This is a genomic window from Janthinobacterium sp. 13, from assembly GCF_002749695.1.
Lineage (GTDB): Bacteria > Pseudomonadota > Gammaproteobacteria > Burkholderiales > Burkholderiaceae_D > Janthinobacterium > Janthinobacterium kumbetense.
In genome coordinates this window covers 3,830,539-3,844,052 of the sequence record NZ_PEEQ01000001.1, presented here as the reverse complement: position 1 = coordinate 3,844,052, position 13,514 = coordinate 3,830,539, and the positions used below count along the sequence as shown (strand labels likewise).

Sequence of the window (13,514 nt, the reverse complement as noted above, 5' to 3'; positions counted from 1 at the left end):
TCCTATGTTGGTTTTTACTGCGCTGCGGCGTTCTTGTGCAAATGCAGCGGCAAGGCCGATTCGAAATTCAGGCGCTGGCGGTTTGCCTCGACTTCCGTCAGGGCTTCCACTTCGCGCATCGTGTGCATGGAGCGTACGGCCAGTTCGTGGTACTGGCCCGTGCCCGAGCTTTTCCATTTGATTTCATCGTCGGTGAGCGCGCGCATCACCTTGGCCGGCGTGCCCACCACCATGCTGCGCGGCGCGACGATCATGCCCGCCTTGACGAAACTCATGGCCGCGACAATTGATTCCTCGCCGATGATGGCGTTGTCCATCACCACGGCATTCATGCCGACGAGCGCATTGCGGCCGATGCGGCAGCCATGCAGCACGGCGCCGTGGCCGATATGGCCGTCGACTTCGACCACCGTGTCACAGCCGGGAAAACCGTGCATGACGCAGGTGTCCTGCAGGTTCGCGCCCTCTTCCAGGATCAAGCGGCCGAAGTCGCCGCGGATCGAGGCCAACGGGCCGATGTAGCAGCGCGGGCCGACGATCACGTCGCCGATCAGCACGGCCGACGGGTGCACATAGGCGCTGGGGTGGACGACGGGGGTGACGCCGTTGATTTCGTAGACTTTGACCATACAGACTCCTTACATGCCCAGATAGGCGCTTTGTACCTGCTCGTTATGCAGCAATTCGGGACCGGGGCCGGACAGCGTGATGGCGCCCGTCTCGATCACATAGCCCACGTCAGCGATCGACAGGGCGGCATGCGCATTCTGCTCGACGAGGAAAATGGTGATGCCCTGGTCCCGCAACTCGGCCACGATGCGGAAGATTTCCGCGATCAGCAAAGGCGCCAGGCCCATGCTCGGTTCGTCGAGCAACAGCAGTTGCGGGCGGCCCATCAGCGCGCGCGCCATGGCCAGCATCTGCTGCTGTCCGCCGGAAAGCGTCCCGGCCAGCAGCAAGCGCTTTTCCTTCAGAATCGGGAACAGGCCGTACATGCGCTCCATGTCGCCCGCCACGTCCTGCGGGGGGCGCGTGAAGGCGCCCAGGCGCAGATTGTCTTCCACCGTCATGGGGCCGAACACTTGCCGTCCTTCCGGCACCTGGCAGATACCGCTGCGCACGCGCTTGTCGGCGCTCATGCGGCTGACGTCCTGGCCGGCGAAGGCGATGCTGCCGGCACTGATCGGCTGCACGCCGGAGATGGCACGCAACAGGGTCGTCTTGCCAGCGCCATTCGCGCCCACCAGCGCCACCAGCTGGCCCTGGCGCACCTGCAGGTCGATGCCGTGCAGGGCCTGGATGCGGCCGTAATGACTGGTCAGCCCTTTGATATCGAGTACCAGCGGAGCCTGAATTTCATTTTGCATCATGCCGCCACTCCCAGATACGCTGCCACCACGTCAGGATTGGCGCGCACTTCGGCGGCAGTCCCTTCGGCCAGCTTCTTGCCATAGTCGAGCACCAGGATATGGTCCGACAGGTTCATCACCAGTTTCATGTCATGCTCGACCAGCACCACCGTCACGCCCGACTGCGCCACCTTGCGGATCAAGGCTTCGATTTCGCCCGTTTCCGTGTGGTTCAGGCCTGCGGCCGGTTCATCGAGCAGCAGCACCTTCGGCTTGGCGGCCAGCGCGCGGGCGATTTCCAGGCGCTTCAAGGCGCCGTACGACATCTGCCCCGCTTCGTCATCGATATGCCGTCCCACGCCGACAAACTCCATCAAACTGGCCGCCTCGTCGCGGCAAGCCGCATCGGCGCGGCGCACGGACGGCAAGCGCAGCATGGAAGCGAACAGGTTCTGGTTCAGGCGCAAATGCGCGCCCACCATCACATTGTCGATGGCCGTCATGTTCATGCACACCTGCAGGTTCTGGAAGGTGCGGCTCATGCCGCGCCGCGCCAGTGCATCGGGCGACATGGCGGCCACGTTTTCGCCATTGAGCAAGATCTCGCCTTTGGTGGGCGTGTACACGCCCGTGATCAGGTTGAACAGGGTCGTCTTGCCGGCGCCGTTCGGGCCGATCACGGAATGGATATTACCTTCCTTGACAGTGAAGCTCACGTCCTGCACCGCGTGCACGCCGCCAAAGCTCTTGCTCAGATTGTTAATCGTCAGCATGTCACACCTCCTGCGCGGATTTGACGGGCGCCTTGGGCACGGCTGCCCGCTTGCGCGAACGGCTGGCCAGGCTGGGCACCAGGCCCTTGGGCATGAAGATCATGGTGGCCATCAGGATCACGCCAAACACCACCGTTTCCCAGCCTTCAAAACTGGACAGCAGTTGCGGCAGGATCGTCAGCAGGGCCGCACCGATGATGGAGCCGAAGATCGACGCCATGCCGCCCACCACCACCATCGTCACCAGCTCGATCGAGTGGAAGAAGCCGGCCAGGTTGGGCGTGATGAAGCCGATGTAGTGGGCGCTGATGCTGCCCGCGATGCTGGCGATGACGGCCGACAGCACGAACACGCGCACCTTGAAGCGGGTCGTGTCGACACCCACCACGCGGGCCGCCACTTCCGAGCCGTGGATGGCCTGCAGCGCGCGGCCGACGGGCGAATCGATCAGGTTCAGGGCCAGCCACGTCACCAGCAACAACAGCACGGCGCACACCAGGTACCACGATTTCTCGCCGGCGATTTCCAGGCCGGCAACACTGAAGGCGGACACGCCGATACCGTCCGGGCCACCCGTCCACTGCGTCTCGTTGTTGATGACGATGGAAATGATGATGCCCAGGCCCAGCGTCGCCATGGCCAGGGTATGGCCCTTGAGTTTCAACACGGGGCGCGCCAGCAACAGCGCCAGCAGGCCGGTGGCGACGGCGCCCGCCGCCAGCGCGGCCAGCGGCGGCCAGCCGTAGTGGGTGGTCAGCACGGCCGACGCATACGCGCCCAGGCCATAGAAACCGGCATGACCGAGGCTGATCTGGCCCGTGTAGCCCATCAGGAGATTGAGGCCGATGACGACGATGGCGTTCAGGGCGATGCGGATCGCCACGTCATAGTAGAACGCGTTAGTCAGGAACAGGGGCAGGATGGCCAGCACCAGGGCCAGCAACAACAAGCCGCCGTGGCGCGAGCGTGTGAAAAAGTTGGTCATACACGCTCCGAATTTTTAGCGCCAAACAAGCCTTGCGGCAGGAAGAACAGGATCAATAAAATCAGCACAAAGGGCACCGCATCCTTGTAGGCCGACGAGATGTAGCCGGCCGTCATGGCTTCGGCGATGCCGAGGATCAGGCCACCGGCAATCGCACCGGCGCCGCCGCCCAGGCCACCGAGGACGGCGGCAACGAAGCCTTTCAGGCCCAGCATGATGCCAGCGTCATACGAGGTGTAGGTGATCGGTGCAACGAGGATGCCGCCGGCAGCACCCAGCAAGGCCGACAGGCCGAACGAGAACAGCAGCACCTTGCGCGTGTTGATGCCCACCAGTTGTGCCGCCAGCTTGTTGTGGGAGGTGGCCAGCATGGCCTTGCCCATCAGCGTGCGGCCGAAGAACCAGCCCAGCACCAGCACGATGACGACGGTGACGCCCAGCACCCACAGGCTTTGCGGCAGCAGGCTGGCGCCCAGGAATTCGATCGGCGCGTCGCCGGAAAACGCTGGCAGCGAATGCGTGTCCTTGCCCAGCCAGATTTGCACCAGGCCGCGCAGCACGAGCGAGGCGCCAATGGTGATGATCAGGAGCGTGATGACCTGTGCATTTTGCGCCGGTTCGATCACGGTTTTTTCCATCAGCAGGCCAACGATACCCGTGGCGATGACGGCCAGGATGATGGCCAGCGGCAGCGGCACGCCGGCGGCCGACATCACGGCAGCCAGCATCCCGCCCAGCATGATGAATTCGCCCTGGGCGAAATTGATCACGCCGCTGGTGTTGTAGATGATGGTGAAGCCCAGCGCCGCCAGCGCGTAGGCGGAACCGACCGTCATCCCGGAATACAGAAATTGTAGAAATTGTGCGACTTCCATGGTGTCTCCATTATGTTCGGCTATGCGCGGACCGCCTTCGAGGGCGGCCCGCGCAGGTACTTCTGGCTTACCTTCTCGAACTTATTTAGACAATTGCCATTCGCCGTTCTTCACTTCGACCATGCGGAACGCCGACAGGTCCAGGCCCATGTGGTCTTTGGCCGACATGTTGAAGACACCGGTGGTGCCGACAAAACCCTTGGTCGATTCCAGCGCCGTGCGCACTTTTTCGCGGTCCGTGCCGCCGGCGCGCTTGATGGCGTCGACCGACAGGTTCAGGGCGTCGAGCGCATAGCCGCCAAAGGTCGACGGGTCGATCTTGTAGCGGTCTTTATACGTCTTGTCGTAACCGACGACGACGGCCTTTTGCGCGTCGCTGTCGGGCAGCATGGCGCCGATCAAGAGCGCTGGCGTCGGCAGGCGCACGCCTTCGGCGGCCTTGCCCGACAGCTTCAGGTATTCGTCCGACGCCACGCCGTGCGACTGGTACAGCGGCAGCGCGGCCATGCCCAGCTGGCCGTAGTTCTTCGTCACCACGGCCGGGCCCTGGCCCAGGCCAAAGACGAACACGGCTTGCACGCCGCCAGTATTCTTGATGCGGGTCAGCTGCGCCGTGATGTCCGTGTCTTTCGGGCCGTAGGTTTCATCGGCCACCAGGGTGATGCCGTATTTGGAGGCGACGATCTGCGATTCCTTGCGGCCCGAGGCGCCAAAGCCGCTCGTTTCCGACAGCAGGCCCACTTTGCTGATGCCGCGCTTCTTCATGTCCTCGAACACCTTCTCGGCCGCCATGCGGTCCGTGTGCGGCGTCTTGAACACCCATTTCTTGACCGGATCGATGATGACAACGGCACCGGCCAGCGAAATGAAAGGCATGCTGGCGCGATCTACCAGAGGCGCCATCGCCATCGTCGCGCCCGTGGTGGTGCCGCCGATCAACACGTCGACCTTGTCCGATTCGATCAGGCGCTTGGTAAAACCGTTGGCCTTGGCCGCGTCGCTGCCGTCATCGTAGTGCACCAGTTCCAGCTTGCGCCCCAGGACGCCGCCGGCCGCGTTGATCTTCTCGATATACAGCTGCAGGGTTTTCAGTTCCGGGTCGCCCAGGAAGGCGGCAGGCCCCGTGACGGACAGCACGGAACCGATCTTGATGTTATCGGCCGCATACGCGCCCACGGCGGACATGGCCAGCACGCCGGCGATCAGGGTTTTCTTGAAGATATTGGCAATCATTGTGGTCTCCACCAGGTTGGCACTACGGTCAAATTGGGTGGTGCTATCTTGCACCTTGTTTTATATACTGCTTTTATACGCGTTCAATAACGATGGCAATCCCCTGCCCCACGCCGATGCACATGGTGCACAGCGCATAGCGCCCGCCCGTGCGTTCCAGCTGGTTCAGCGCGGCCATCACCAGGCGCGCGCCCGATGCGCCCAGCGGGTGGCCGATGGCGATCGCGCCGCCATTCGGGTTCACGTGGGCTGCGTCGTCCGCCAGGCCCAAGTCGCGCGTGACGGCCAGCGCCTGCGCGGCAAACGCTTCATTGAGTTCGATCACGTCCATCTGCTCGATGCTCAATCCCGTTTGCGCCAGAACCTTGCGCGAAGCCGGCGAGGGACCGAAGCCCATGATGCGCGGCGCCAGGCCGGCCGTGGCCATGCCCAGCACTTTTGCGCGGGCCTTCAATTTGTACTTGTCGACGGCGGCGGCGGACGCCAGCAAGATGGCGCAGGCGCCATCGTTCAAGCCCGAGGCATTGCCAGCCGTGACCGTGCCATCCGGCTTGACCACGCCCTTGAGCTTTGCCAGCATGTCCAGCGAGGTGTCGGGACGCGGATGTTCGTCGCTGGTGACCATCTTCGGATCACCCTTTTTTTGCGGCACGGCGACAGGCACGATTTCGCGCTCGAACACGCCTGCCGCGTGGGCGGCCGCCCAGCGCTGCTGGCTGCGCAAGGCCAGCGCATCCTGATCGGCGCGGCTGATGCCAAATTCCACGGCCACGTTTTCCGCCGTTTCCGGCATGGTGTCGATGCCGTACTGCGCCTTCATCTTGCCGTTCACGAAGCGCCAACCCAGGGTCGTGTCTTCGATTTTCGCCGCGCGTGAAAACGCGCTGTTGGCCTTGCCCATCACGAAAGGCGCGCGCGTCATGCTTTCCACGCCACCGGCGATGATCAGTTCCGCCTCGCCCGCCTTGATGGAGCGGGCAGCCATGCCGACGGCATCCAGGCTGGAGCCGCACAGGCGGTTGATGGTATTGGCGGGCACTGCCGCCGGCAAGCCGGCCAGCAACGCGGCCATGCGGCCCACGTTGCGGTTGTCCTCGCCCGCCTGATTGGCGCAGCCGTAGAACACGTCGTCGATGGCGGCCCAGTCAACGGATGGGTTACGGGCGATCAGCGCGGCAATCGGCAGCGCACCCAGGTCGTCCGCGCGCACGCCGGAGAGTGCCCCGCCATAGCGGCCAAAGGGAGTGCGCACGGCGTCACAAATAAAAGCGTCATTCATGTCTGGTTCCTTGTTCGGGCTATCAGGAGAAGATCTTCGGGCGCTGGTCGACCACGCGGCGGGCCTTGCCCGTCAGGGTGCGTTCGATGCCGGCGGCGGCCACGAGGCGCACGCGCGTGCTCACGCCCACGTGTGTCTTGATGCGGTGTTCCAGCTCGCGCGCCAGCGCGTCCGTTTCGCTGGCCGAGATGGTGGCATTGAGGTCGATACGCAGCTCGGCCACCACTTCCAGCTTGTCCAGGTGGCCGTCGCGCGTGACCACCAGCTGGTATTGTGGCGCCAGCTTCGGCATTTTGAGGATCAGCTCTTCGATCTGCGTGGGGAAAACGTTCACGCCGCGGATGATCAGCATGTCGTCCGAGCGGCCCGTGATCTTGCCGATGCGGCGCATCGAGCGCGAGGTCGGCGGCAGCAAGCGGGTCAGGTCGCGCGTGCGGTAGCGGATGATGGGCAGCGCCTCTTTCGACAGCGAGGTAAACACCAGTTCGCCCTCTTCGCCGTCCGGCAGCACTTCGCCCGTTTCCGGATCGATGATTTCCGGGTAAAAATGATCTTCCCAGATGACGGGACCGTCCTTGCTTTCGATGCATTCGGATGCCACGCCAGGGCCCATCACTTCGGACAGGCCGTAGATGTCGACGGCGTCGATGCCGGCACGCGCCTCGATTTCCGAGCGCATGGCGTCCGTCCACGGCTCGGCGCCGAAGATGCCCACCTTCAGCGACGACTCGGCCGGGTCAAGGCCCTGGCGCGTGAATTCCTCGATGATGTTGAGCATGTAGGATGGCGTGACCATGATGATCGATGGCTTGAAATCCTGGATCAGTTGCACCTGCTTTTCCGTCTGCCCGCCGGACATGGGGATGACCGTGCAACCGAGGCGCTCGGCGCCGTAGTGCGCGCCCAGGCCGCCCGTGAACAGGCCATAGCCGTAGGAGATATGCACCATGTCGCCAGCGCGGCCGCCGCCGGCGCGGATCGAGCGCGCCACCACGTTGGCCCAGGTATCGATATCGTTCTGCGTGTAGCCGACCACCGTGGCCTTGCCCGTGGTACCGCTGGATGCATGGATGCGCACCACTTGCTCGCGCGGCACGGCGAACAGGCCGAACGGGTAATTGTCGCGCAAGACCTTTTTATCGGTGAACGGGAATTTGGCCAGGTCGGACAAGGATTTGAGGTCGTCCGGATGCACGCCTGCTTCGTCGAAAGCGGCGCGGTAATGGGGCACGTTGTCATACGCGTGCTTGAGCGTCCATTTCATGCGTTCGAGCTGTAGCGCCTGCAGTTCATCCTTGCTGGCGCGCTCGATCGGTTCGAGGTCATTCGGTGCTGGGGTTCTCTGGACCATCTCTGTCTCCTGATTCGGTTCTATAACTATGTAATTCGTTCCGGCAGTTCAAGCCTGCTCTTGTAACTTCAATTGCTGATGACTTCACCCGCCACGCGAATCGACTTGCCGCGGAAGAGCGCGATGGCGCGCCCGTCCTGGTTGCTGACCTTGACGTCATAGACGCCGCTCTTGCCGGCCAGCGCCTGTTCGACGGCGTGCGCCGTCAGCACGTCGCCTTCACGGCCCGGCGCCAGATAATCGATGGTGCAGCCGGCGCCCACGGTGTTCAGGTTGTAACTGTTGCAGGCAAACGCGAAGGCGCTGTCGGCCAGGGCAAAGATAAAACCGCCATGGCAGGTCTGGTGGCCATTGAGCATGTCTGCGCGCACCGTCATCGTCATGCGGGCATGGCCGGGGCCCACGTCGGCCAGGGAGATGCCCATGGCGGCGGTGGCGTTATCGCGCGACAGCATGGAGGCGGCGGCCGCTTCGGCCAAAGCCTGGGCAGCGTGGATATGGTCTTCCTTATGCATGAAACTGTGCTCCATTGGCGAGTTTGCGGCGCAGCAGCGGCGAGACTCGGTAACGGTCCTCGCCATAGCCCTGCGCCAGGTGGTGCAGCACGGTCACGATGTGCTGGACGCCGACGGCATCGGCCCAGGCCAGCGGTCCGCGCGGATAGTTGACACCCTTCTGCATGGCGATATCGACGGCAGCCACCGTGCACACGCCCTGGTTGACGGCGTCGGCCGCCTCGTTGGCCAGCATGGCCACCGTGCGCATGACGGCCAGGCCAGGCACGTCGTCCAGGCGCGTGACGATGAAACCGGCCGCCTGGAAGAGGCCAACGACGGCCGCGTAGGCCGCATCGCTGCACTGGTCGGCGCGGGCCACGGCGATGCGCTTGGCATTGGCGTAATCGAGCGCCAGGTCAAACAGCACCGTGTCCGGATGCTGGTTGTCGTGCGCGCGCTGGGTGGCGCTGCGGCCATCGGTCAGATAAATCGCGGCGCCATGGCAATGCAGGGCGGGCGCCTCGTCATGCGACTGGCCTTCCTGCGTCACGCGGCGGCTGACGGTGATGCCGGCCTGCTCCAGGCGCTGCACCAGACTGCGGATGATGCCGCTGTGGCCACGGCCATCGCCGCCGATGGCGGCCGACAGGGCAACGAATTCCGGCTTCGCTTGCGCGCCTTCCGCCTGCGCCACGGGGGCAGCGGCCCCTTCGCCGTACAGGTAAAAACCCCGGCCCGATTTGCGGCCAAGGAAACCGGCATTGACCATTTCCTGCTGCAGCACGGAGGGCGTGAAGCGCGGGTCGTTGAAATAGGCGCCGAACACGGATTGCGTGACCGAGAAATTGACGTCATGGCCGATCAGGTCCATCAGCTCGAATGGGCCCATGCGGAAACCGCCCGCTTCGCGCAGCACGGCGTCGATGGTGGCGGCGTCGCCCGCCTGTTCGCTCAAGAGGCGCCAACCTTCCGCATAAAACGGACGGGCGACACGGTTGACGATGAAGCCAGGCGTCGATTTCGCATGCACGGGGTTCTTGCCCCAGGCGATCGACGTGTCGTACACGGTGGCGGCGACTTGCTCGCTGGTGGCCAGCCCGCTGATCACTTCGACCAGCGCCATCAGTGGCACAGGATTAAAGAAGTGCATGCCGACCAGGCGTTCCGGACGGCGCAGCTTGGCCGCGATGGCCGTAACGGAAATCGACGAGGTGTTCGTCGCCAGGAGGCAGTCGTCGCTGACCAGCGCTTCGAGTTCGGCGAACAGGCCGCGCTTGACGTCGAGGTTTTCCACGATGGCCTCCACTACCAGGGCAGCATCTGCCACATCAGCCAGGCTGCCGGCCGCCTGCAGGCGCGCCGTGGCGGCCGCGGCTTCGTCGGGCGTCATGCGGCCCTTTTCAGCCAGCTTCGCATACATCTTGCCAATGTCGGCCAACGCCTTGCTGACGGCTTCCGTGCGCGTATCGTACAGTTTGACGCGGTAACCGGCGGCTGCGGCCACCTGCGCGATGCCGGCGCCCATGGCGCCGCTGCCGATGACGGCGACGATACTGTTATTGTCCAAAGCTGCCATATCAATGTCCCTTGAATTGCGGTGCGCGCTTTTCCACGAAGGCGGCCACGCCTTCGCGGTAATCGTCGCTGTTACCGAGATCGCTCATCATGCGCGCTTCCAGCGCAAGCTGCTGCGGCAGGGTATTCGCGCCGCTGGCGGCCAGCGCCTGTTTGGTATAGGCCAGGCCCTTGGTCGGTGCGGTAGAAAAATGCACGGCCAACTTGCGCGTTTCCTCGGCCAGCTGGGCATCCTCGACGCATTTCCAGATCAGGCCCCAGTCTTCCGCTTTTTCCGCCGTCAGTTTTTCACCGAGCATGGCCAGGCCCATGGCGCGCGCGGAACCGATCAGGCGTGGCAGGAAGAAGGTGCCGCCCGTGTCCGGGATCAGGCCCAGCTTGCAGAACACTTCGACAAAACTGGCCGACTTGCCGGCGATGACGATGTCGCACGCCAGCGCCAGGTTGGCGCCCGCGCCGGCGGCCACGCCGTTGACGACGCAGATCACGGGCATCGGCAAAGCCTTCAAGGCCAGCACCAGCGGCGCATAGTTCTTTTCCACGGACTCGCCCAGGTCCACGCCCTTCGAACCCGGTTCCACGGCGCGGTCGGACAAATCCTGGCCTGCGCAAAAGCCGCGGCCGGCCCCCGTCAGCACGAAGACGCGCACGGTACTGTCGGCGTTCACTTTGGCGATGGCGTCGCGCACTTCCTCGTGCATGGCTTGCGTAAAACTATTGAGCTTGTCGGGACGGTTCAGGGTGAGCGTGGCGATGCCCTGCTCGATGGTGAAGAGGATGTTTTGGTAGGTCATGGCGTCTCGCTATTTTAGTTATCAACCCACAGCGGAAATCTGGGGTCAGACCCGTCGGGTCTGACCCCGGCAGTGGCAGTTGGGTTATTCGGCTTGGTCAAAGTCCACCACGACTTTGTCAGTAACCGGAAAACTCTGGCAACTGAGGACAAAGCCGCGCGCCACTTCATAGTCTTCCAGCGCGTAGTTGACGTCCATTTCAACCTTGCCGTCGAGGATCTTGCAGCGGCAGGTCGAGCACACGCCGCCCTTGCACGAGTAGCGCATGTCGATACCCTGCCGCAGGCCCGCGTCGAGGATGGACTCCTTGTCCTTGTCCATCGTGAAGGTCGTGTGGTTGCCATCCAGGATGACGGTCACTTCCGTTTCCTGCACGGCGTCCGCAGCCAGCTGGGCGCGCGGCTTGTGGGCATTTTTCGGGATGCTGGCGGCGAACAGCTCGATCTTGATATTCTGCTTGGGCATGCCGGCTGCCTGCAGGGCGGCGGAAACGCCCAGCATCATGTCTTCCGGGCCGCAGATGAAGGCGTTGTCATAGTCTTCGATCTTGATCCAGTGCTGCAGGAACTGCTCGCATTTTTCCTGCGTGATGCGGCCGTTGAACAGTTCGATGTCCTGCTGTTCGCGGCTCATCACGTAGACCAGGTTCAAACGCTCCAGGTACACATCCTTCAAGTCCGTCAATTCTTCCTTGAAGATGACGGACGACGAAGCGCGGTTACCGTAGAACAGGGTGAAGCGGCTCAGGGGCTCCGTCAGCAGGGTCGTCTTGATGATGGAGAGGATGGGCGTGATGCCGCTGCCGGCCGCAAACGCCAGGTAGTGCTTGCGATTGACGCAGTCGAGCGGCACGTTAAAGTGGCCCATGGGCGGCATCACCTCGATGGTGGCGCCGGCTTTCAGGGTATCGTTCGCCCAGGTGGAAAAGGCACCGCCCGGCGTGCGCTTGATGGCCACGCGCAGGGTGCCATCCTGCACCGCCGAACAGATGGAATACGAGCGGCGCACGTCTTCCGCATTGATATGGGCGCGCAGGGTCAGGTGCTGGCCCTGCTGGAAGCGGAACTGCTGCTGCAACTCGGCTGGCACGTCGAACGTGACGGCGATGGTGTCGCGCGTTTCATTGCGCACGTTGGCCACGCACAGCGGATAAAATTTACTCATGCTTCATCTCCAGTTTCTTCGGAACGTGTGCCTGATTTTTTTAGTGGCACTTGAAGTAGTCAAACGGTTCGCGGCAATCCAGGCATTTGTACAGGGCCTTGCACGGCGTGGAGCCGAACTGGCTGGTCAGCTGCGTATGCGTGGAACCGCAATTCGGGCAGATCACGTCCAGTTTCGGCATGGGCTGGCGCTTGACGCCACCACGCAAACCGCTGATGTCGATCACCTGCTGCTGCGGCGGGGCGATGCCATAGCCTTTCAGCTTGGCCTTGCCCGTCTCGCTCATCCAGTCCGTCGTCCAGGCGGGTGACAGCTGGTTCACCAGCGTCACCTTGTCCACGCCATGGCTGCGCAAGGCATCCGTGACGGCGTCGGCGATCACCTGCATGGCAGGGCAGCCCGAATACGTGGGCGTGATCGTCACGGTACAGGCGTCGCCGCCGGTGACTTCGACGGCGCGCACGATGCCCAGGTCCACCACCGAAATGACGGGGATTTCCGGGTCTGGCACGTCGCCCAGCCAGGCCCAGACCTGGGCGGCGTCCAGCGCTGCCGCGGCCGTGTTCATTACCACTCCGCCCCAGGATAGGCGCGCTGCAGGAACTGCATCTCGGCCAGAATAAAGCCCAGGTGTTCCGTGTGCGTGCCCTGCTTGCCGCCTTTTTGCATCCAGGCGTCGGGCGCCGGCATGGCCAGCGTCGCTTCCGCGAAGATCTCGGCCACGTGTTCCAGGAACGCCTGGCGCAGGATGTCGGATGGCGGCGCGATGCCGGCGGCGACCATGGCCTGGTCGACGGCGTCGTACTTGAACATTTCGCCCGTGTACATCCACAGCTTGTCGGCGGCGGCCTGCGTCTTGGCGTGGCTGTCCGCCGTGCCGTCGCCGAGGCGCACGACAAGATCGCCGCTGCGGCGCAAGTGGTACGTGACTTCCTTGATCGACTTTTGCGCCACCTCGACGATGCGCGCATCCGTCGATTTCGTCAGTTCCAGCAGCTGGAAATAGTGCCAGCTGTCGAAGAAGAACTGGCGCATCATCGTATCGGCGTAATTGCCGTTCGGCTGTTCGACCAGCAGGCAATTCTTGAAATCGTGGGCGTCGCGCAAAAAGGCGATGTCGTCCTCGTCGCGGCCCGCATTTTCCAGTTCGGCCGCATAGCTGAACCACAAACGCGTCTGGCCCAGCAAGTCCAGCGCCACGTTGGTCAGCGCCATGTCCTCTTCCAGCGCCGGGCCCTTGCCGCACAGCTGCGACAGCTGCTGGCTGAGGATCAGGGCGTTGTCGCCCAGGCGCAGGAGGTAATCGAACTTTTGTTGAGTGACCTTGTCATCCATTGCAGGCGCTCCCATCACAGATTCTTGACTTCTTCCGGCATCGGGAAGAAGGTGGGATGGCGGTACACCTTGCTGTTCGACGGTTCGAACAGGGCGCCCTTGTCGCCGGGGCTGCTGGCGACGATATCGGCCGCGCGCACCACCCAGATGCTCACGCCTTCATTGCGGCGCGTGTAGACGTCGCGCGCATGGTTGACCGCCATGGTGGCGTCGGAAGCGTGCAGGCTGCCCACATGCTTGTGCGCCAGGCCGTGCTGGCTGCGGATGAAAACTTCCCACAAAGGCCATTCTTTGCTCATGTTGC

The 13,514-nt window shown here is 63.4% G+C and carries 15 protein-coding genes; all 15 read right to left on the bottom strand.

From position 1 onward, the window contains the following. Positions 1-14 precede the first annotated feature (14 nt). The gene (paaY, locus tag CLU94_RS16865; protein ID WP_099666450.1) at positions 15-629 is read right to left on the bottom strand and encodes a phenylacetic acid degradation protein PaaY; all 615 of its coding nucleotides are present in this window, start codon (positions 627-629) and stop codon (positions 15-17) included. 9 nt (positions 630-638) lie between these two features. Continuing rightward, positions 639-1,367 carry an ABC transporter ATP-binding protein gene (locus tag CLU94_RS16860; protein WP_099668356.1) on the bottom strand — a complete coding sequence of 243 codons (729 nt, stop codon included), beginning with the start codon at positions 1,365-1,367 and terminating at the stop codon, positions 639-641. Continuing rightward, positions 1,367-2,122 carry an ABC transporter ATP-binding protein gene (locus CLU94_RS16855; protein WP_099666449.1) on the bottom strand — a complete coding sequence of 252 codons (756 nt, stop codon included), beginning with the start codon at positions 2,120-2,122 and terminating at the stop codon, positions 1,367-1,369. Before CLU94_RS16855 ends, CLU94_RS16860 begins: the two co-directional genes overlap by 1 nt. 1 nt (position 2,123) lies before the next feature. Further along, entirely contained in the window at positions 2,124-3,107 is a 984-nt protein-coding gene (locus CLU94_RS16850; protein WP_099666448.1) for a branched-chain amino acid ABC transporter permease, read from the bottom strand. Continuing rightward, the gene (locus CLU94_RS16845) at positions 3,104-3,982 is read right to left on the bottom strand and encodes a branched-chain amino acid ABC transporter permease (RefSeq protein WP_034780386.1); all 879 of its coding nucleotides are present in this window, start codon (positions 3,980-3,982) and stop codon (positions 3,104-3,106) included. Before CLU94_RS16845 ends, CLU94_RS16850 begins: the two co-directional genes overlap by 4 nt. Positions 3,983-4,063: 81 nt before the next feature. After that, positions 4,064-5,215 (bottom strand): ABC transporter substrate-binding protein, encoded by a 1,152-nt coding sequence (locus CLU94_RS16840; RefSeq protein WP_099666447.1) that lies wholly within the window; start codon positions 5,213-5,215, stop codon positions 4,064-4,066. A gap of 73 nt (positions 5,216-5,288) precedes the next feature. After that, positions 5,289-6,494 (bottom strand): 3-oxoadipyl-CoA thiolase, encoded by a 1,206-nt coding sequence (pcaF, locus tag CLU94_RS16835; protein ID WP_099666446.1) that lies wholly within the window; start codon positions 6,492-6,494, stop codon positions 5,289-5,291. Between the two features lie 22 nt (positions 6,495-6,516). Further along, positions 6,517-7,845: a phenylacetate--CoA ligase PaaK gene (gene paaK, locus CLU94_RS16830; RefSeq protein WP_099666445.1), complete on the bottom strand. Its 1,329-nt coding sequence runs from the start codon at positions 7,843-7,845 to the stop codon at positions 6,517-6,519. A gap of 68 nt (positions 7,846-7,913) precedes the next feature. After that, entirely contained in the window at positions 7,914-8,360 is a 447-nt protein-coding gene (paaI, locus tag CLU94_RS16825) for a hydroxyphenylacetyl-CoA thioesterase PaaI (RefSeq protein WP_099666444.1), read from the bottom strand. Further along, positions 8,353-9,918: a 3-hydroxyacyl-CoA dehydrogenase PaaH gene (gene paaH / locus CLU94_RS16820; protein WP_099666443.1), complete on the bottom strand. Its 1,566-nt coding sequence runs from the start codon at positions 9,916-9,918 to the stop codon at positions 8,353-8,355. The genes paaI and paaH overlap by 8 nt, the downstream gene beginning before the upstream one ends. Position 9,919: 1 nt before the next feature. Then, entirely contained in the window at positions 9,920-10,711 is a 792-nt protein-coding gene (paaG, locus tag CLU94_RS16815; RefSeq protein ID WP_099666442.1) for a 2-(1,2-epoxy-1,2-dihydrophenyl)acetyl-CoA isomerase PaaG, read from the bottom strand. 84 nt (positions 10,712-10,795) lie between these two features. Beyond that, complete coding sequence (paaE, locus tag CLU94_RS16810; protein ID WP_099666441.1) at positions 10,796-11,875, bottom strand: 1,2-phenylacetyl-CoA epoxidase subunit PaaE; 1,080 nt, start codon at positions 11,873-11,875, stop codon at positions 10,796-10,798. 40 nt (positions 11,876-11,915) lie between these two features. After that, positions 11,916-12,443: a 1,2-phenylacetyl-CoA epoxidase subunit PaaD gene (gene paaD, locus CLU94_RS16805; RefSeq protein ID WP_099666440.1), complete on the bottom strand. Its 528-nt coding sequence runs from the start codon at positions 12,441-12,443 to the stop codon at positions 11,916-11,918. After that, positions 12,443-13,210, bottom strand: coding sequence for a 1,2-phenylacetyl-CoA epoxidase subunit PaaC (gene paaC, locus CLU94_RS16800; RefSeq protein ID WP_099666439.1), 768 nt, complete (start codon positions 13,208-13,210; stop codon positions 12,443-12,445). Before paaC ends, paaD begins: the two co-directional genes overlap by 1 nt. A 14-nt stretch (positions 13,211-13,224) precedes the next feature. Next, on the bottom strand, positions 13,225-13,509 hold the full coding sequence (paaB, locus tag CLU94_RS16795; RefSeq protein ID WP_034746356.1) for a 1,2-phenylacetyl-CoA epoxidase subunit PaaB: 285 nt from the start codon (positions 13,507-13,509) through the stop codon (positions 13,225-13,227). Between the last annotated feature and the right edge of the window lie 5 nt (positions 13,510-13,514).